Origin of the sequence: Brevundimonas nasdae (assembly GCF_016654005.1) — a bacterium.
In the GTDB taxonomy this organism is placed as follows: domain Bacteria; phylum Pseudomonadota; class Alphaproteobacteria; order Caulobacterales; family Caulobacteraceae; genus Brevundimonas; species Brevundimonas nasdae.
This window is the reverse complement of record NZ_JAEPWN010000002.1, coordinates 219424-237398: the sequence shown is the minus strand read 5'-3', so window position 1 is coordinate 237398 and position 17975 is coordinate 219424. Positions and strand designations below refer to the sequence as shown.

General features: G+C 63.9%; 16 protein-coding genes and 2 tRNA genes. 9 read left to right on the top strand and 9 right to left on the bottom strand.

The window, feature by feature from the left end:
• Positions 1–56: 56 nt before the first annotated feature.
• The 6 genes from JKF87_RS04405 to JKF87_RS04380 all read right to left on the bottom strand — a co-directional run bounded on the left by JKF87_RS04405 (position 57) and on the right by JKF87_RS04380 (position 8587).
• On the bottom strand, positions 57–755 hold the full coding sequence (locus JKF87_RS04405) for an MgtC/SapB family protein (RefSeq protein ID WP_201097668.1): 699 nt from the start codon (positions 753–755) through the stop codon (positions 57–59).
• A 16-nt stretch (positions 756–771) separates the two neighbouring features.
• Entirely contained in the window at positions 772–1575 is an 804-nt protein-coding gene (locus tag JKF87_RS04400) for a hypothetical protein (protein WP_201097666.1), read from the bottom strand.
• A gap of 139 nt (positions 1576–1714) precedes the next feature.
• A complete protein-coding gene (locus JKF87_RS04395; RefSeq protein WP_201097664.1) occupies positions 1715–1972 on the bottom strand; it encodes a hypothetical protein in 258 nt (85 codons plus the stop codon).
• Between the two features lie 69 nt (positions 1973–2041).
• On the bottom strand, positions 2042–4738 hold the full coding sequence (mgtA, locus tag JKF87_RS04390; protein ID WP_201097662.1) for a magnesium-translocating P-type ATPase: 2697 nt from the start codon (positions 4736–4738) through the stop codon (positions 2042–2044).
• 209 nt (positions 4739–4947) lie between these two features.
• A complete protein-coding gene (locus JKF87_RS04385) occupies positions 4948–5118 on the bottom strand; it encodes a hypothetical protein (RefSeq protein ID WP_201097660.1) in 171 nt (56 codons plus the stop codon).
• 331 nt (positions 5119–5449) lie between these two features.
• Positions 5450–8587 (bottom strand): autotransporter domain-containing protein, encoded by a 3138-nt coding sequence (locus JKF87_RS04380; RefSeq protein ID WP_201097658.1) that lies wholly within the window; start codon positions 8585–8587, stop codon positions 5450–5452.
• Positions 8588–8913: 326 nt separating this feature from the next.
• On the opposite strand from JKF87_RS04380, the gene JKF87_RS04375 reads away from it, so the two are divergent.
• Positions 8914–10164, top strand: coding sequence for a glycosyltransferase (locus JKF87_RS04375; RefSeq protein ID WP_201097656.1), 1251 nt, complete (start codon positions 8914–8916; stop codon positions 10162–10164).
• Between the two features lie 142 nt (positions 10165–10306).
• Here JKF87_RS04375 and JKF87_RS04370 read toward each other — a convergent pair.
• The 3 genes from JKF87_RS04370 to JKF87_RS04360 form a co-directional block, all read right to left on the bottom strand.
• Positions 10307–10383: transfer RNA gene (locus tag JKF87_RS04370), tRNA-Asp, on the bottom strand.
• Between the two features lie 81 nt (positions 10384–10464).
• Positions 10465–10541, bottom strand: a tRNA-Asp gene (locus JKF87_RS04365).
• Between the two features lie 172 nt (positions 10542–10713).
• On the bottom strand, positions 10714–12270 hold the full coding sequence (locus tag JKF87_RS04360) for an AbgT family transporter (protein WP_201097654.1): 1557 nt from the start codon (positions 12268–12270) through the stop codon (positions 10714–10716).
• A 217-nt stretch (positions 12271–12487) separates the two neighbouring features.
• On the opposite strand from JKF87_RS04360, the gene JKF87_RS04355 reads away from it, so the two are divergent.
• From JKF87_RS04355 to nuoF, 8 genes are all read left to right on the top strand, one after another.
• The gene (locus JKF87_RS04355) at positions 12488–12865 is read left to right on the top strand and encodes an NADH-quinone oxidoreductase subunit A (protein ID WP_201097652.1); all 378 of its coding nucleotides are present in this window, start codon (positions 12488–12490) and stop codon (positions 12863–12865) included.
• Positions 12835–13479 carry a NuoB/complex I 20 kDa subunit family protein gene (locus JKF87_RS04350; RefSeq protein WP_201097649.1) on the top strand — a complete coding sequence of 215 codons (645 nt, stop codon included), beginning with the start codon at positions 12835–12837 and terminating at the stop codon, positions 13477–13479. Before JKF87_RS04355 ends, JKF87_RS04350 begins: the two co-directional genes overlap by 31 nt.
• The gene (locus tag JKF87_RS04345) at positions 13476–14105 is read left to right on the top strand and encodes an NADH-quinone oxidoreductase subunit C (RefSeq protein WP_201097647.1); all 630 of its coding nucleotides are present in this window, start codon (positions 13476–13478) and stop codon (positions 14103–14105) included. The genes JKF87_RS04350 and JKF87_RS04345 overlap by 4 nt, the downstream gene beginning before the upstream one ends.
• An 89-nt stretch (positions 14106–14194) precedes the next feature.
• Positions 14195–15373, top strand: a complete 1179-nt coding sequence (locus JKF87_RS04340) for an NADH-quinone oxidoreductase subunit D (protein ID WP_201098191.1) — start codon at positions 14195–14197, stop codon at positions 15371–15373.
• Complete coding sequence (locus tag JKF87_RS04335) at positions 15370–15705, top strand: nuclear transport factor 2 family protein (protein WP_201097646.1); 336 nt, start codon at positions 15370–15372, stop codon at positions 15703–15705. Before JKF87_RS04340 ends, JKF87_RS04335 begins: the two co-directional genes overlap by 4 nt.
• Positions 15706–15708: 3 nt before the next feature.
• Complete coding sequence (gene nuoE, locus JKF87_RS04330) at positions 15709–16386, top strand: NADH-quinone oxidoreductase subunit NuoE (RefSeq protein WP_201097644.1); 678 nt, start codon at positions 15709–15711, stop codon at positions 16384–16386.
• Complete coding sequence (locus JKF87_RS04325) at positions 16386–16655, top strand: hypothetical protein (protein WP_201097642.1); 270 nt, start codon at positions 16386–16388, stop codon at positions 16653–16655. Before nuoE ends, JKF87_RS04325 begins: the two co-directional genes overlap by 1 nt.
• 5 nt (positions 16656–16660) lie before the next feature.
• Positions 16661–17974, top strand: coding sequence for an NADH-quinone oxidoreductase subunit NuoF (nuoF, locus tag JKF87_RS04320; protein WP_201097640.1), 1314 nt, complete (start codon positions 16661–16663; stop codon positions 17972–17974).
• Position 17975: the final 1 nt, after the last annotated feature.

The window sequence follows — 17975 nt, the reverse complement described above, 5'->3', positions numbered from 1 at the left end:
TCATCTCCGTTGCTGCGCCCAGCTTAGGTCAAGGCGCAGGTCTTGTCGCCCGCCTGTCAGGCTTCGACGATGCGCCAGCGGGCGGCGGTGATGCGGGGTTCAAGGCTGAGGCGGCCGACGATCTGTTCGACCAGACGGTCCTGCCGGCTTTCGGCGTGGATGGCGGCGCGCACCTCGACATTTGTTGAACCTTCCAGATCGGCGCTGACCAGTTCGCGGATGTGAAGCGTCTCGCCCAGTCCGCCCAGCAGCAGGGCGCGGACATGGGCCTCGGCGTCGCTGCGGCAGACCACGCTGACGGCGTAGCAGCTTTCCAGTTCGGTGTGGCTGGCGGGCTGGCGGTCCAGCAGGCGCACCAACGGGCGCAGCAGGGCGTTGACCGCGATGAGGAAGGCGGTGGCGACGGCGGCGTGGAAGAAGAAGGCGGCCCCGCACATGGCCCCCACCGCCGCCGAACACCACAGGGTCGCCGCCGTGTTCAGGCCGCGTACGTTCAGCCCTTCCTTGAAGATGATGCCGCCGCCCAGAAAACCGATGCCTGACACGATCTGGGCCGCCACGCGGGTCGGGCTGGCGTCGCCGTCGAACTGCGCCGAGAACTGCACGAAGGTGGCGGCGCCCAGGGCGACCAGAGTGTTGGTCCTGAGGCCCGCCAGCCGTTGCCGCCATTGCCGCTCGAACCCGATCAGTCCGCCCAGCAGGAAGGCGCCGCCCAGCGCCAGGACCGCCTGTCCCAGAGTGTTGAAATCGGTCATGTCTCGTCCTTTCGTCTCAGTTCCAGCCAGGACCGGCGCCCCGGAAGGTCAGCCCCAGCGTCAGCGTCGTCTCACGCCCCCTGTCCGGCAGGCCGACCAGCAGGTCGACGTCCACCGGCCCCCGGCGCGGGGTCCACCGCAGCCCCGTCTGGACGCCTAGGGGCTCTGCGTGACGTTGATACGTCTCCGTCATCAGCAGCAGGCCGGGGCGCAGGTCGTATTCGATCTGGGCGCCATAGAAGGCGGCGTTGCGATGCTGGGCTGACGGATCGTGGTCCCAGGCCAGGTTGGCGTTGAAGCGGGCGCGGTCGCTGATCCTGATCGTAACTGGCAGAGTGACGGCGGCGCCCTCCAGCGCGCCGGTGCGGAGGCTGTAATGAGCGGCGGCGCCGACGGCCCAGTCGACGCGCGCGCCTTCGGTCCCAAGGTTCAGCTTCAGCGCCGGTCCGACGGTCGTGTTCCAGCGGCCGCCTTCGCGCACGCCGATCAGGTCGCCGCCGACCTCCAGACGCGGCAGGGCCTCCAAGGTGCAGGCGGGCGAGGCGTTGACCAGTCGGCTGTTGCGGCTCCAGGTCGTCCAGCTTTCGACATGGCACTGACCGGGCGTCTCGACCCCGGCGTCGTCGATGACGTGCGGCCCGGCGCCCGCATTGGCCCGGGGAACCCCGATCAGGAAGAAGGCGCCCAGCAGGGCCAGATAGACGCCAAGCGCGATCAGCCGACGCCAGACGAGGCGCAGGATGGACAGGGAGGTGTAGCGGGTGAAAACCGTCTTTCGAACGAGGGAAGGACGGGCGAAGGAAGGCAAGATGCAGGACATGAGAAACGCTTTCGGCAGGGCGACGGCAGGCAGCCGTCATCGGGCCGAAACCGCGCTCAGTCGGTGTCGGCCGGGTTTAACGGGGCGGCCTTTCGACCGCCGCGACTGGATGGGTCGTCCATCGGATCTGGCTCCGTGTTCAGCGAGGGAGGATCAGTCTGGACAGGGCCAGATGATTGAGGCGGCGGACCGCACGAAGCAGGGCCGCCGTCTCTGCGGCGTTGAGGACATTGGCCCGCGTCAGGATCAGGACGACCCTGAGCAGCAGGCGGGCGGCGACCGCAGAGGGCCAGCCGATGCGACGGGACAGGTCCAGCCGCTCAGTCACCCTTTGCAGCAGCGACGGGGTGAAGTTGACGGGCAGGGCGGTGGGGCGGTGACGGGCAAGATCACGCATGGGCGCATCTCCTGTCGGTGAAAGGGGCGGTCGGGGTGAAGCCGCGACCGCCCGCCTGTTCAGCTCAGGTCAGAACCACTGGCCAAAGCGGCGCACATAGAGGGTCTTCATACCCTGCGTCAGGACGCAGTAGGCCAGCAGGGTTCCGACCAGCCATGGGAAATAGGCCAGCGGCAGAGGCGTCAGTCCGACCATCGCCCCGACCGGCGAGAAGGGCAGATAAATGCCCAGCGCACAGACCAGACCCGTCGCCAGCAGAACCGGCAGGGCCGCCGTGCTCTGAACGAAGGGGATCTTCTGTGTGCGCAGCATGTGCACCACCAGCGTCTGCGACAGCAGCCCCTCGACGAACCAGCCCGACTGGAACAGCGACTGCATTTCCACCGAGTTGGCCGCGAACACGAACCACATGACCGCAAAGGTCGTGATGTCGAAGATCGACGACGTCGGCCCCATCCAGACCATGAAACGCCCGATGTTCTTGGCGTCCCACTTGCGGGGCGTCTTCAGGAAGGCCTTGTCCATGCGGTCCCACGGCAGGGCCAGTTGCGAGAAGTCGTACATCAGGTTCTGGATCAGCAGATGGATGGCCAGCATCGGCAGGAAGGGAATGAAGGCGCTGGCGACCAGAACCGAGAAGACGTTCCCGAAGTTCGAGCTGGCCGTCATGTTCAGGTATTTGATGATGTTGCCGAAGGTCTCGCGCCCCTTGATGACGCCTTCCTCCAGAACCATCAGGCTCTTTTCCAACAGGATGATGTCGGCGGATTCCTTGGCGATGTCCGTGCCGCTGTCGACCGAGATGCCGACATCGGCGTCGCGCAGGGCCGGAGCGTCGTTAATGCCGTCGCCCAGGAAGCCGACCGTGTGGCCATTGGCCTGAAGGCTTTTCAGCACGCGGGATTTCTGCAGCGGCGTCAGCTTGGCGAAGACGGTGCGTTCCTCGACCACGCGGGCCAGGGTTGCGTCGTCCATCACCTCAATGTCGCGCCCCAGAACCGGCTGGCCCGGCTCCAGGCCCACCTCGCGGCAGATCTTGGCGGTGACCACCTCGTTGTCGCCGGTCAGCACCTTCACCGCCACCCCATGTTCAGCCAGGGCGGCGATGGCGGGTCGGGCCGTCTCCTTGGGCGGGTCGAGGAAGGTCAGGAAGCCCTCGATCACCAGATCAGCCTCGTCCTCGACCACATAACGGATGCGGGCCTGATCGGCGGGCACGGCGCGGGTGGCCACGACCAATACGCGGAATCCGTCGGCGTTGTAGCCGCGCGCCATCTGTTGCAGGCGTTGGCGCTCGGCGTCGTCCAGCGGACGGGTCGCCTGACCGTCGCGCACGGCGGTGGAGATGGTCAGCATCTCCTCGACCGCGCCCTTGCAGATCAGCATCTGGCCGCCGTCGCCATTGTTCTCGACCACGATGGACAGGCGGCGACGCACGAAGTCGAACGGCAGTTCGTCGATCTTGCGATAGGCGGCCGCGGCGGTCAGGGCGACGGGACGGCGGTCGGCGAAATCGACGACGGCCCGGTCCATCAGGTTCTTGACCCCGCTTTGATGACGGCTGTTCAGCCAGGCCAGTTGCAGCACACGGTCATCGGCTGCGCCCGACAGGTCGAAGTGATGCGCCAGGATGATCCGGTCCTGGGTCAATGTGCCGGTCTTGTCCGTGCACAGAACATCCATTGCGCCGAAGTTCTGAATGGCGTTCAGGCGCTTCACCACCACCTTGCGGCGCGACATGGCCATGGCGCCCTTGGCCAGGTTGGACGACACGATCATCGGCAGCATTTCCGGGGTCAGCCCGACCGCGACGGCCAGGGCGAACAGGAAGGCGTTCATCCAGTCGCCCTTGGTGAAGCCGTTCACCAGCAGCACGATGGGAACCATCACCAGCATGAAGCGGATCAGCAGCCAGCTGACGCTGTTGACGCCCCGGTCGAACGCCGTCTCGGCGCGGGACCCGACGATGGCCTTGGCCAGTGATCCGAAATAGGTGCGCGGACCGGTCGCGACGACCAGGGCCGTCGCCGTGCCGCTGACGACATTGGTGCCCATGAAACAGGCGTTGGGGTGATCCAGAGGGTCGCCGTCGGCGGTCGCCACGGCCTCGGCGGACTTGGCCGACACTGCGCCCAAGGTGTCGTATTTCTCGACCGGAATGGCCTCGCCGGTCAGGGCGGCCTGACTGATGAAAAGGTCGCGGGAATCGAGCAGACGCACGTCCGCCGGGACCATGTCGCCCGCCGACAGATAGACCACGTCGCCGACGACGATCTCGGCCATCGGGATTTCGCGCAGTGCGCCGGGCGTCGCGGCGTCGGCGCGGCGCATGACGGTGGCGGAGTTGCCGACCATCGCCTTCAGCGCCTCGGCCGCCTTGGCCGAGCGGAACTCCTGCCAGAAGCGCAGCACGGCGCTGAGGCCCACCATCACCAGGATGATGACTACGCCGATATAGTCCGGTGCCTCGCCCGCCCGCATCGGCAGGATGATGTCGGTGACGCTGCTGATGGCGGCCAGCGCCAGCAGCACGCCGATGAAGGGGTTCTTGAAGGCCAGCACGAACTGAACCAGCGGCGACAGGCGGCGTTCGCGCGCAACGACGTTCGCCCCGTCCTGCGCCAGACGGCGCGCGGCGACTTCGTCGGTCAGGCCGTCGGAGGAAATCGCCATGACGCCGATGTCTGTCGGGGGCCAGGCAGGGGCCAGTCTGCTCGCGTCGAGCGAACGGGCCTTCGAGCCAGTGAGGTTCACATTGATGTTCATGATGCAGATCTCCTGCTGTCGAGACGACAGGCAGCGGCGACCCGCCACACGCCACAGACGTGCAGACGGGCTGGACCGTGCAGGCACGGTCAGGTCGGGGGAACGGGTTGGCTCAGGCCCGTGCAGGGCCGATGCAGGGCGCTAGGGCGCGCGCTCTCGGGGCGGGTGCAGCAGGACCGGATGCAGTGCGGGGATCAACCGGTTCACGGTCACCGCGCTCCGTCGACGCCGCGCGCCTGATAGGCGGCCAGCAAAAGCCCGGTCCGCACGAACCACGGGCGGGCCAGGGGAAGGGCGCGCGTCCGAGCGCGGACCTTGTCCGCTAGTCCGGAATTTCGGGCGAATGCGGCAGTCCGCCGCGCATGGATTGCGAGGTTCATGTCTCTACTCCTTGACGGCCGCACAGCCATCAAGACGAGACCGATCCCTCAGCCTCGTCTCAAAACCCTGTGCGTCGCCATCTGTCGACTACTGTCGTCTGGCATTTCGGGTTTCCTGTTTGCGTCCAGCCGGATTACCGACGGGACAGGATCTATCTAGCAAATCCGGGCATTTAAGCCATGCCGCACAGGTTTACGGCGGCGGCTCTTTAGGATGCGTTGCTTATACCAAGGTATAAGCAACGCTACGCACCGCCATGGCGGTCGTGGAGGCAAGAAAAAAGGCCGCCAGCTGAAACTGGCGACCTCTAATTCTATGATTGTTCGGTTCTCAGAACCGGAAGCTGGCTCGCAGCAGAAGCGAGTAGCGGACGTAGTCTTCCAGCAGTTCGGCGTCTCCGGTCAGTGACAGCATGCCAAGGTTGTTGCCGAAGTTGACACGGAAGCCCAGGATCAGACCGCCGCCTTCAATGGCGTCGGGCGTCAGGGTGAAGGACTGACCGCCGCTGGCGAAGCGGGCGATGGTTTCACCGGCGTCGACTGAGATGTTCTGGCGATAACCGATGCGCAGTTCGGGGCGCAGCCAGCCGTTCTGGCCGAAGCCGTAGCCGATGTTCATCGCCGCCACGGCCGAGAAGATGTGGCTGTCGCGCGAGTCGATGTCGAGGTCGAAGCCGTCGCCGCCGCCCTGCTCGGTGCGGCCATCCTCGGACAGGCGGAAATACTCGGCATAGACTTCGGGACGCACGTTCAGGCGGCCGAAGTTGCGCTCATACGAAGCGCCGCCAGCCGCAGCCGCGGTCCAGCCGTGCCAGTCGGACTTGTTGTTCAGATAGAGGCCTTCGGCCACCAGCGAACGCTTGGCGTTGAAGCTGGCGTAGCCGCCGGCGGCGCGAGCCCAGGTTGTCCAGTATTGACCCTGCGCGCGCCAGTAGAGGCCCAACTCCAGCAGGCTGGCGGACAGGGTTTCCTCGGCCTTGGACTCCGGCTCCTTGATGTCGGAGGAGGTGAAGGCCGCCGAGATGCCGAAGGCGCCGAGATTGGTGCCCTTTTCGACGCCGCCCGCGATGCCGAAACCTTCCGAACGGAAGCCGTAGCTGTCGGTCTTGTCCTTGTCGGCGTAGAAGTTGATTTCCTGCACCCAGGCGCTGGTTTCGCCCGGGGCGGCTGTTGCGTTGCGGCCTGTCAGCGCGCGCGTCACTGCATCTACGCCAGCGGACAGAGACATCAGCGGGCCGCCCGAATGGTCGGGAAGCATTTGCTGATAGACGTCCATGAAGTCGTCGCGATTGGTGCGCGAAAGGAAGAGATTCTTCAGCGCCTCGTTCGAGCCGAGCGCGCCATATACGGCGTCGAAGGCTGAGGCTTCCACGGGGATGAGATTGGCTTCGGCTGCGGTGCGGCGGCGAGCGTCGACATACAGCTGACCGGCGGCCTGATCCACGCCAGCGTTGACGACATAGAGGTATGGCGAATTCGAGTTGAGAAGGGTCTGGTCGATGGTGCCGACATTGATCGACCCGGCCTCGATTATCGTGAAACGCTCTGGTGCGGCGAGAAGAGAGTTGAACCGCACGCCAAGCGCCGCGCCGTCAGCCAAGGTGGCGTTGCCGCTGACGTTGAAGCCGCCGGTCTTGTTTGCGGCCGGGTCGAGCATGACGACCAAGGTGCCGTCGGCGCCGATGTTCAGATTCGAAATCGATGATGCTGTTGTCTGGGTGGCGTTCAGCGTGCCCTTGGACACGTTGATGTCGAGTTGACCGTCGCTGGCCGTGATTGCACCGCTGACTGTCGAGCCGCCCGAGATGTTCAGCCGGTCCGCGCCAGCACCGAAGGCGATATCGCCGACAACTGTGCCGTTCTCGATGCTGACGAGGTCATTGCCGTCGCCCAGTTTGATGTTGCCGACGATGGAAGCTGATTTCTTATCTTCTTCCTTGGTGTCCGCTGGTTGATCTGGGGCGGTCTGGCGGATCGTTACGCCCGTTGTATTGGCGGACAGATCAATGGCTGTGGCCTGACGGTCCGCCGCTGTGGAGTTATCTGCGTTCGAGACAAAGCCGACGACCAAGTTCCCCTTGTTGGTGAATTCGGTCAGCGACCCGGAAAGATCGCGAATGCCGTAAACAGTACCCTTGTCGCCGTTGATTGCGGAACTGATGGAGCCAGAGTTGGTGAACGAGGGCAGGTTGGCGCCAGCGCCGATCTGAACAGCGGTCGCTGTATGGTCGCCGGTGCCAACCACCCCAGCCTGGATTGTATTGGTGTTGATCAGGGTCGGCGTCGTTACGCCGGAATTGATCCAGATGGTTGTCGCATCGGCGTCCTTGGCTGAGGCTGTGATCGTGCCTTCGTTTCGTACGCCGCCATCGACGGTGACGGACTGGCCGCTGGCCGTGCCCAGTTGAAGGGCGCGGGCGTTGACACCGGCATAGACGCCGCTGCCGGTCACTGTGCCGCGGTTGACGAAACCATAGGCGTCATTGCCGGTTCCGGCGACGCCGAGCGTAATCGCTTGGGTGTCGGAGCCGATCTGAATCGCTGGGGCGCCGCCGAGCGAGATGATTGAGGGCGCGGTCTGGCCTGCTACAGGCTCGCCCTTGTCATCATAGTCGACCGCTAGAAGGACGCCCTTGGCGATATTCGCGGCGATGGTTAGCGCCGGACCGCCTTGAAGCAGATCATTGGCGTCGAGGTCTTCAAGATAAGTGTTCTTGTCCTCGGACGTCCATCCAGTGGGGCGGGCCGGAGGAGGGGTGGTGTAGCGGTAGCCCGTCGTGGCGATGGATGAGCGAACCTTCACGCCGCCGCTGATGTCGCCTTCCAACGATGCGCCACGGGCGTTCAGACCCGTCGCCGCGATGCTGCCTGCAAGCGTGACGTTCCCGTCGATGGCGCCGGTCGTGCGCAGGCCATAGGTGTTGTCACCCACGACGGACAGCGCGCCCAGCATCGACAGATTGCCGTTCAGGGCGGATTCGATCGACATGGCGTAGCTGTTGTTGCCTTCGACCTTGATCGAGCCGCTGGCGCCCACCTCCACGTTGCCGATGAAGGCGCCTGGGCCGGTGACCCGGACGCCGTAGCGATCTGTTCCTGTGGCGAAGGGCTTGTGCAACTCGCTGGTTTCAAGCGTGTCGGTGATGTTGATGGCGCCGTCCACCTTGACGCCGCCCGTGCGTCCGCCTTGGGCGAGGATGGCGGTGGCGCCGTCGTCGGACTTGAGCATCGAGATCGAACCGCCAGCATCGACGGTGACCGTATTGTTCGAATCCAGAGTGACGGCCGTGCCGCTGGTCAGGGTGATGCTGCCGCCGCTGGCGATTCGGATATTGTCCGCCGCTGTGCCGGTGGCGTTGGATGTACGGATCGGCGTGGTGCGGTCAGACGAGATGACGATCTCGGCCTGAGCGCCAGCAGCAGCCAACAGGGGGGCGATCGCTACGGCGGTCGCAAGCAGAATACGCATTCGAAAGAAAACCCCTGGTGGTCACACGATCACAAGATGGGCGACCCTTTAGCAGGGTATGCGCCAGCCTTCCTCAAGTTTATCGAATTTGAGGCGAATGCAAGGCCATAGGATTTTCAACGCGGACCGACATGCCGTCGAAAGCGGTCTTCCAGCGCATTTACGCCTATGATCTTGCGTCGGGATCGGACGGATTTCTCGTTGCTCCTATTGAGCTTTGCAACGCGTGGGTTTACGGGCGGCGAAATGGTCAAGCGCATATCCGCGCCACGCATCCAAACGACGCCTCTGGCGTTCGGCAGGCCCGACCAGGCGAGACGATTTTCATGAGCATGACCGACCTTGAAGTTCAGGAAAGCGAGCTGCGGCTTATTCCTGGGCTGGATGTAGAGGTCGCTGAGACGCTGAGGGCGTTGAAGATTGCGTCTCATGATGACCGTCCCCGCTTGGTGGACACGACCATGCTGTTCGCGCCGCGTTCCGGCGGCGTGAAGCGTTACCTGCTGTCGAAGAAGGCGTGGCTGGCGGAAAACCGTCCGGGCGTCGCCCATTCACTGATCGTCCCCGGCGCGCGCCACAGGGCGGCGGCCGATGGGATCGTGCGGTTGCGGGCGGCCAAGCTGCCGTTCGGGGACGGCTATCGTTGGCCCAGCTCTGTCCGGCGCTGGAGCGCCTGGGTGGCGGCGAGCAAGCCGTCGATCATCGAGGCGGGCGATCCCTATACAGCAGGGCAGGGCGCGCTGGAGGCCGGGCAACGTGTCGGCTGCCCGGTTGTCGGTTTCTGCCACTCGGATCCCGCAGGCCTGGCCGCGCTGCATTTCGGCGAATGGGCCAAGAAGCCCGTTCAGAAACGCTGGGCCAAGCTATTCTCTCAATTCGATCGCGTCGTGTCGCCCAGCCGCTTTATTGCGCGGCGGCTGGAAGAGGCGGGCGTAGGCAATATCGTCATTCGTCCGCTGGGCGTTGAAATCGACACCTTCCGTCCCGAACGCAGAGATCGGCAGTGGCTGCTGAACGAGTTGGGCCTGGGCGCCGATGCGCGCCTGCTGTGCTTCGCCGGGCGGCCCGCCAAGGAAAAGAATGTCGATGTCCTGATCGAGGCGGTCCAGAATCTGGGCGCACCCTATCATCTGGTGTTGGTCGGCGCGGGTTCAGGAATGCCGGCGGAAGATCGAGTGATCTCGATGCCCTATGAGACGGACCCCAAGGCGGTCGCCAAGATCATCGCCAGCTGTGACGCCTTCGTTCATGCGAATGACAAGGAGCCGTTCGGCCTGATCGTGCTGGAGGCCATGGCCTGTGGGCGTCCGGTCGTCGGCGTGAATGCGGGCGGCGTGGCTGAGACGGTGGATGAGACAGTCGGGCAACTGGCGACGCGTGCAGACGCCGACGCCTATGCCCAGGCGATCGAGGCCTTGTTTGAGCGGGACATCGAAGCCATCGGCCGCGCAGCGCGTGAGAAGGCCGTCAGTCAGTTTGCATGGAATCGCGTCTTCGAAGACCTGTGCATGGTCTATGGCGATCTGACCGGCGACGCAGCCTTCGTCAGGTCTGGTGACGCCCACGCCACCCACTGAGGTGGCTGCTGCAAACCTGCGCGATGCCGCGCAGCCTTTTAGCTTGCCTTTGATTCTGATTGGGCGCGGCGCACGATAAGGGGCTGCGATCTCCGCTCAGGCGGGGCGCGCCACTTCTTTATCTTGTTGAACTGAAAAGAAGTGGCGCGAGTGACGGGGCTCGAACCCGCGACCTCCGGCGTGACAGGCCGGCACTCTAACCAACTGAGCTACACCCGCGTACAGGTCGAAACTTTTGAGCTGTTTCGAAAGCTATGATGGGAAGGCGGTGTGCGCCACTCTTTCTATTTCTAGAGAGAGTGGCGCGAGTGACGGGGCTCGAACCCGCGACCTCCGGCGTGACAGGCCGGCACTCTAACCAACTGAGCTACACCCGCGTTTCCCTGCCGAAGCAGCAGTGCGCCCCGGCGAGGGGCGTCGTTTAGGCGGGCTGACCCATCGCGTCAAGCGACCTTTTTCGAGAAAGATGCGACATGGTCGAAAGGCTGTTGAAACAGAGGCTTCGGGGCGGTCCCAGGTTCAGGTTTGCGCATCGGTCTGCGGCGTGGCTCAAGGTGCGGGCGAGGCCACGATATGGGCGGGCAGTTCGTAGTGAACGCCCACGCCTGGCCCAAGCGGCAGATCGAACGCCACCCATCCTGCGACCATGATCAGGCCCGCGATCAGAAAGGCGCCGGCATAGGGCAGCATGGTCGCCATCAGCGAGCCCAGGCCGAACTTCGGGTCCCATCGCTGGGCAAAGGTCAGAATCAGCGGGAAGTAGCTCATCAGCGGCGTAGCGATGTTGGTGACGGAATCGCCCATCCGGTAGGCTGCGGTCGTCATCTCAGGCGAAATGCCCAGCAACATGAACATCGGCACCACGACCGGGGCCAACGCCGACCATTTGGCCGAGGCCGAGCCGATGAACAGGTCAAAGAAGCAGGAGATCAGAACGACGCAGATCAGCAGAAGCGGAGCGGGCAGGGACAGGGTCTGGAAAGCAGCCGCTGCATTGACCGCCAGGATCGGTCCCAGGCCCGACCAGTTGAACATCGCCACGAAGTGGGCGGCGAAAAAAGCCAGGACGATATAGGGGGCCAACTGCTCGATGCCCTCACGCATCATCCGCACCAGGTCGTGGTGCGACTGGATGGATCGTGAACCAACGCCATAGGCCCCGCCCGTGATGAAGAAGGTGGCGGCGAAGAAGGCGACCAGCGAGCGATAGAGCGGATTGAAGCGCTGCTCAGGCTCGGCGGCCGGATCAACGAAAGGCGAGTTTGGCAGCAAGGTGATCAACGTCCACAGGGCGATCATGCCGAGCAGGGCAAGGCCAGCGAACTTCAGGCCTCGCTTCTCGTCGACCGTAAGAAGCTGCTTTTCCGAAGTGGCGGGGGCTGCGACCCCGGCCGACGGCGCCCACTTGCCCAGGCGCGGCTCGATGACGCGGTCAGTCAGGAACCAGACGATGGGGGTGAAGACAAAGACGACCCCGACGATGAAGAACCAGTTGCCCGCAATATTCACCGAATAGGACGGGTCGATCAGCTGCGCGGCAGGCTCGGTGATGCCGAGAATCAGCGCGTCGCTGGCGCCAGGGAACAGGTTGCCTGCATAACCGCCCGACACGGCGGCGAAGCCTGCGGCCAGACCGGCCAGCAGATGCCGCCCCGCTGCGGCGAAGATGACGGCGGCCAGTGGGATGACGACCACATACGAAGCGTCCGACGCGTGGTGCGACACCATGCCCGTGATGACGATGACGGGCGTCAGGATCGACTTCGGCGCGTTCAGCAGCGCCCCACGGATGGCTGTGGCGAACATGCCGGTCCGCTCAGCAACCGACGCGCCATAGATGATGGTGATCACGATGCCGAGGGGAAGGAAGTCCGCCAACGTTCTGGGCATGCCGATGATCAGCCGTTCCAGGTTTGCGGGCGATATCAGGCTCTCCGCCGTCAACTGCTCGCCAGTCACCGGATTTATGGCCGACCAGCCGAGTCCGGCCCCCACCATGCTCAGAACGATCAGGCCCAGGATAAGCCACAGGAACAGAAAGACAGGGTCGGGCAGTTTATTCCCGATGCGTTCAACCGCATTCAGGGTCCGGCTCGCGACGCTCATTAAGATGACTTTCTGTTACAGATCGGGGCCTTCAGTAGGACTTGGAGAGGGGCGAAGGCGCAACCATTGCGGCTGCGACAAATGGCGCTGCGGCTGCGCTTGTTATTTGCGAGCCATTCTCAATAGAAAAGCAAGTGGTTACGGGGTTTGAACCCCGGCGACGATGGGTCTAAGAAGCGCCGAATCCGCCTCTCCCCGGCGGACGAGGTTCTTTCGCATGAACGCATTTTTGCTCGAATATCTGCCCGTGCTGATCTTCGCCGCCATCGCAGCGGTAATCGGCATCCTCTTCATCGCCCTGCCGTTGCTGCTGGCGCCGAAGAGCCCCGATAGTGAAAAGCTGTCGGCCTATGAGTGCGGCTTCAACGCATTCGACGACGCCCGCATGAAGTTCGACGTGCGATTCTATCTGGTGTCGATCCTGTTCATCATCTTCGACCTGGAAGTCGCCTTCCTGTTCCCATGGGCGGTGTCGATGTTCGACCTGTCGCACGCTGGAATGGTCTTCGCCTTCTGGTCGATGATGGCCTTCCTGGGCGTCCTGACCATCGGCTTCATCTACGAATGGAAGAAGGGAGCCCTGGAATGGGAGTAGTCACCACTTCCGTGGCTTCGGGGGCGGGCACGCCGTCGCTGGTCACCGCTTCTGCCGCGCCGCTGGTCGCTGCCGGATCGGCCGCGCGTTCGACCGTCGAGGGCTATGATCCCAAGGTTCACGACAAGTTCTTTGAAGCCGTGAACATGGAGTTGGGCGAGCGCGGCTATCTGGTCGCCGCTGCTGACGATGTGATCAACTGGGCGCGCACTGGCTCGCTGATGTGGATGACCTTTGGTCTTGCCTGCTGCGCCGTCGAGATGATCCAGATGTCGATGCCGCGTTTCGACGTCGAGCGTTTCGGCATGGCGCCTCGCGCCAGCCCGCGTCAGTCGGACCTGATGATCGTCGCTGGCACCCTGACCAACAAGATGGCCCCCGCTATCCGCAAGGTTTACGATCAGATGCCCGATCCGCGCTATGTCGTGTCGATGGGCAGCTGCGCAAACGGCGGCGGCTATTATCATTACAGCTACAGCGTCGTGCGCGGTTGCGACCGCGTGGTGCCGGTGGATGTCTATGTGCCAGGCTGCCCGCCGACGGCTGAGGCTCTGCTGTACGGCCTGCTGCAGCTGCAGAAGAAGATTCGTCGCACGGGGACCATCGACCGATGAGCTCTTTGGTTGTTCAGGCCCAGCATGAGGCCGCTCTGACCCCGCTGGGCGCGGAGATGGTCGGCGCGCTGGGCGTTGAGGCCCAGGTCGCGTTCGGCGAGCTGACGCTGGTCGCCCCGCGCGAGCGGATCGTCGAAGTGATGACGGCGCTGCGGGACCAGTTCGGTTTCCAGCAGCTGCTGGACGTGTGCGGCGTCGACTATCCGGATCGCGAAGAGCGTTTTGAGGTTGTCTATCATCTGCTGTCGCTGACCCGGAACGCGCGCGTGCGCGTCAAGGTGGCGACCGATGAGGTTCAGCCGGTTCCGACGGTGGTCGAAGTCTATCCGTCCGCCAACTGGTTCGAGCGCGAAACCTTCGACATGTACGGCGTGCTGTTCTCGGGCCACCCGGACATGCGCCGTCTGCTGACGGACTATGGTTTCGAAGGGCACCCCCTTCGCAAGGACTTCCCCATGACGGGTTACGTCGAAGTCCGCTATGATGAGGAGCAGCGCCGCGTGGTCTATGAACCCGTCAAGCTGACCCAGGAATTCCGCACGTTCGACTTCCTGTCGCCGTGGGAAGGCGCTGAATACCCCGCTCCGGTCCTGCCGGGCGATGAGAAGGCCGGAGGCAATGTCTGATGGCTGACGGAGCCCACACCCCCGCATCGCTGGGCGGCACGGACGTGTTCGACGACGTCGTCGACACCCGCACGGCCCACGCCCGCGAGATGGAAGACCGCAAGTTCACCATCAATTTCGGCCCGCAGCACCCGGCTGCGCACGGCGTGCTGCGCCTGGTGCTGGAGCTGGACGGTGAAATCGTCGAGCGCGTCGATCCGCATATCGGCCTGCTGCACCGCGGCACCGAGAAGCTGATGGAGGCGCGGACCTATCTGCAGAACGTGCCGTATCTGGATCGCCTCGACTACGTCGCGCCGATGAACCAGGAACACGCCTTCTGCCTGGCCATCGAAAAGCTGCTCGGCATCGAGGTTCCGTATCGCGCCCAGCTGATCCGGGTGCTGTATTCGGAAATCGGCCGCATCGGGAACCACCTGCTGAACGCGACCATGCAGGCCATGGACGTCGGCGCCCTGACCCCGCCGCTGTGGGGTCACGAAGAGCGCGAAAAGCTGATGGTGTTTTACGAGCGCGCCTGCGGCGCCCGCCTGCACGCCAACTATTTCCGTCCGGGTGGCGTCCACCAGGACCTGCCGATGGATCTGGTCGACGACATCGGCCGCTGGTGCCACGAGTTTCCTAAGGCCCTGGCCGACATTGAAAGCCTGGTCACCGAGAACCGCATCTTCAAGCAGCGCAACGTCGACATCGGCATTGTGTCCAAGGAGGATGCCCTGGCCTGGGGCTTCACCGGCGTGATGCTGCGCGGCTCCGACATCGCCTGGGATCTGCGCAAGTCGCAGCCGTACGAATGCTATGCCGAGCTCGATTTCGACATCGCCGTCGGCAAGAACGGCGACTGCTGGGACCGCTATCTGGTCCGCGTCGAAGAGATGAAGCAGTCCGTGCGGATCATGGAGCAGTGCATCCACAAGCTGCGCAACTGCCCCGGCGAGCCGGTCATGATCGAGGACAACAAGATCGTTCCGCCGCGCCGCGGTGAGATGAAGCGGTCGATGGAATCCCTGATCCACCACTTCAAGCTCTACACCGAAGGCTTCAAGACGCCGGAAGGCGAGGTTTACGCCTCGGTTGAAGCGCCCAAGGGCGAGTTCGGCATCTATCTGGTCTCGGACGGCACCAACAAGCCGTACCGGGTAAAGATCTCGGCGCCGGGCTTCCGTCACCTGGCGCAGATGGACCCGATCAACCGCGGTCACCAGCTGGCTGACGTTTCGGCCATCCTGGGTTCGCTCGACATCGTGTTCGGCGAGGTCGACCGATGAGCCGCGAAGCCGTGGTGCAGGGCCAGCTCGACGCCTACAACGCCCAGGATCTGGCGACCTTCGTCACCTTCTTCGACGACGGCATCACCATTTCCGATCTGAACGGCGAGCCGAACCTGAAGGGGCTGGACGCCTATCGTGAGCGTCACGAAGGCCTGTTCGCGCAGTTCCCGCAAAACCGTGCGGAACTGCTGTCGCGGATCGTCGTCGGAAACACTGTGATCGACCACGAGCGTGTGTTCCGGTCGCCCGATGCGACGCCTTTCGAGGTCGCCGCAATCTATTCGTTCGCTGGCGACAAGATCGCCCGCGTTGATTTTGTGAAGGCCTAGCGGATGTCCGTTCGTCGTCTCGCCAAGGAACAGCCTGCCTCATTCGCCTTCTCGAAGGCGACGATGGAAAAGGCCGAGTGGTGGATCAAGAAATACCCGGAATCGCGCCGTCAGTCGGCGGTGATCCCGATCCTGTGGCTGGTTCAGAAGCAGGAGGGCTGGGTCTCGGAACCCGCCATCCGCGCCATCGCCGAGCTGCTGGACATGGCTTTCATCCGGGTGCTGGAGGTCGCGACCTTCTACACCATGTTCATGCTGGAGCCGGTCGGCAAGACCGCGCTGATCCAGGTGTGCGGCACCACGCCGTGCATGCTGCGCGGCGCCAATGAACTTATGAAGGTCTGCAAGGAGAAGATCGGTCCCAAGGATCATCTGTCCGCTGACGGTCGCTTCACCTGGCAGGAAGTCGAATGCCTGGGCGCCTGCTCGAACGCGCCGATGGCCCAGATCAACGACTATTATTATGAAGACCTGACGCCTGAGACGATGGCCCAGATCATCGACGACTTCGCCGCCGGCAAGTCGCCGAAGCCGGGTTCGTACGCAGGGCGCCATACGTCGGCGCCGACGGGCGGGGCCAAGACCCTGCTTGATCCGAAGCTGTACGACGGCTCGGCCGCCAAGCCGATCAAGAAGCTGCCGAACAGCGACCCGGCGCCGGTCGAGAAGGCGCCTGCCTGATGGCTCGTCCTGATCTCTCAACCGAGGAAGGCCGCGCGGCCTACCGCAAGGAGCTGCGTGGCGTTGGTCGCCCGCTACGCCTTGGCGGCCTGGGTCTGGTCGTCGCCGCCGCTCTGCTGATCCTGGCGTCTCGCAAGGAGATGTTCGGCATCGGCGAGTGGGGCATCACTGTTTCATACGGAATGCTGGCCGCAGGCTGGGCGTTGGTTATCGCCGCCGTGTTCATGCGCACCCGTCATCACAGACGTCGTCTGGTGGAAGGACTCTGAGGACTATGGTCGGAATCCTCGAAGACAAAGATCGCATCTTCACCAACCTGTATGGTTTCCATGATTGGGGCGTTGAGGGGGCGAAGCAGCGCGGCGCGTGGAACGCCACCAAGGACATGCTGGACCTTGGCCGCGACTGGATCATCAACAACGTCAAGGCCTCGGGCCTGCGCGGCCGTGGCGGCGCCGGTTTCTCGACCGGCCTGAAGTGGTCGTTCATGCCCAAGGAAGTGAAGGATCGCCCTCACTACCTGGTCATCAACGCCGATGAGTCAGAGCCCGCGACCTGCAAGGACCGCGAGATCATGCGTCATGATCCGCACCTGCTGATCGAAGGCGCGCTGATCGCCAGCTTCGCGATGCAGGCCCACGCCTGCTACATCTATCTGCGCGGCGAGTACGTGCTGGAGCGCGAGCGGATGGAAGCCGCCGTCAAGCAGGCCTATGAGGCCAAGCTGATCGGCAAGGACAACGTCCACGGCTGGGACTTCGACGTCTATATCCACCACGGGGCAGGGGCCTACATCTGCGGTGAAGAGACGGCGCTGCTGGAATCGCTGGAAGGCAAGAAGGGCCAACCGCGCCTGAAGCCGCCGTTCCCGGCGGGTGCGGGCCTCTATGGCTGCCCGACTACGGTGAACAACGTCGAGTCGATCGCGGTTGTCGGCACCATCCTGCGCCGCGGCGCGGACTGGTTCGCCAGCTTCGGTCGTCCGAACAACACCGGCACCAAGCTGATGTCCCTGTCGGGGCACGTGAACACGCCGTGCGTCGTCGAAGAAGCCATGTCGATTCCGCTGCGCCAACTGATCGAAGATCACGGCGGCGGCGTTCGCGGCGGCTGGAGCAATCTGAAGGCCATCATTCCCGGCGGCGCGTCCTGCCCGGTCATCACGCGCGAACAGGCCGAGACGGTCCTGATGGACTTCGACTCCATGCGTGAAATGCGTTCGTCCCTGGGGACGGCCGGCGTGACGGTGATGGACCAGTCCACCGACATCGTTAAGGCGATCGCCCGCATCAGCTACTTCTTCAAGCATGAGAGCTGCGGCCAGTGCACGCCGTGCCGTGAAGGCACCGGCTGGATGTGGCGGGTTCTGGAGCGCATGGCCGTGGGCGAAGCCGATCCGTCGGAAATCGACCTGCTGCTGGATGTCGCCGGTCAGGTTGAAGGTCACACGATCTGCGCTCTGGGCGACGCCGCCGCATGGCCTGTGCAGGGCCTGATCCGTCACTTCCGTCACGAGATCGAAGAGCGCATCGCCAACTACCGCAGCCGCCGTGCGAACTTCGCCGGCCACGCCATCGCTGCGGAGTAGT

What these genes read in the sequence shown, in the direction of transcription:
- JKF87_RS04385 (WP_201097660.1), bottom strand. Translation starts at nt 5,118, where the DNA reads ATGAACCTCGCAATCCATGCGCGGCGGACTGCCGCATTCGCCCGAAAT.
- JKF87_RS04350 (WP_201097649.1), top strand. Translation starts at nt 12,835, where the DNA reads ATGGAAGAAGGGAGCCCTGGAATGGGAGTAGTCACCACTTCCGTGGCT.
- JKF87_RS04375 (WP_201097656.1), top strand. Translation starts at nt 8,914, where the DNA reads ATGAGCATGACCGACCTTGAAGTTCAGGAAAGCGAGCTGCGGCTTATT.
- JKF87_RS04340 (WP_201098191.1), top strand. Translation starts at nt 14,195, where the DNA reads ATGGAAGACCGCAAGTTCACCATCAATTTCGGCCCGCAGCACCCGGCT.
- nuoF (WP_201097640.1), top strand. Translation starts at nt 16,661, where the DNA reads ATGGTCGGAATCCTCGAAGACAAAGATCGCATCTTCACCAACCTGTAT.
- JKF87_RS04335 (WP_201097646.1), top strand. Translation starts at nt 15,370, where the DNA reads ATGAGCCGCGAAGCCGTGGTGCAGGGCCAGCTCGACGCCTACAACGCC.
- JKF87_RS04380 (WP_201097658.1), bottom strand. Translation starts at nt 8,587, where the DNA reads ATGCGTATTCTGCTTGCGACCGCCGTAGCGATCGCCCCCCTGTTGGCT.
- JKF87_RS04325 (WP_201097642.1), top strand. Translation starts at nt 16,386, where the DNA reads ATGGCTCGTCCTGATCTCTCAACCGAGGAAGGCCGCGCGGCCTACCGC.
- JKF87_RS04395 (WP_201097664.1), bottom strand. Translation starts at nt 1,972, where the DNA reads ATGCGTGATCTTGCCCGTCACCGCCCCACCGCCCTGCCCGTCAACTTC.
- JKF87_RS04400 (WP_201097666.1), bottom strand. Translation starts at nt 1,575, where the DNA reads ATGTCCTGCATCTTGCCTTCCTTCGCCCGTCCTTCCCTCGTTCGAAAG.
- JKF87_RS04360 (WP_201097654.1), bottom strand. Translation starts at nt 12,270, where the DNA reads ATGAGCGTCGCGAGCCGGACCCTGAATGCGGTTGAACGCATCGGGAAT.
- mgtA (WP_201097662.1), bottom strand. Translation starts at nt 4,738, where the DNA reads ATGAACATCAATGTGAACCTCACTGGCTCGAAGGCCCGTTCGCTCGAC.
- JKF87_RS04405 (WP_201097668.1), bottom strand. Translation starts at nt 755, where the DNA reads ATGACCGATTTCAACACTCTGGGACAGGCGGTCCTGGCGCTGGGCGGC.
- JKF87_RS04355 (WP_201097652.1), top strand. Translation starts at nt 12,488, where the DNA reads ATGAACGCATTTTTGCTCGAATATCTGCCCGTGCTGATCTTCGCCGCC.
- nuoE (WP_201097644.1), top strand. Translation starts at nt 15,709, where the DNA reads ATGTCCGTTCGTCGTCTCGCCAAGGAACAGCCTGCCTCATTCGCCTTC.
- JKF87_RS04345 (WP_201097647.1), top strand. Translation starts at nt 13,476, where the DNA reads ATGAGCTCTTTGGTTGTTCAGGCCCAGCATGAGGCCGCTCTGACCCCG.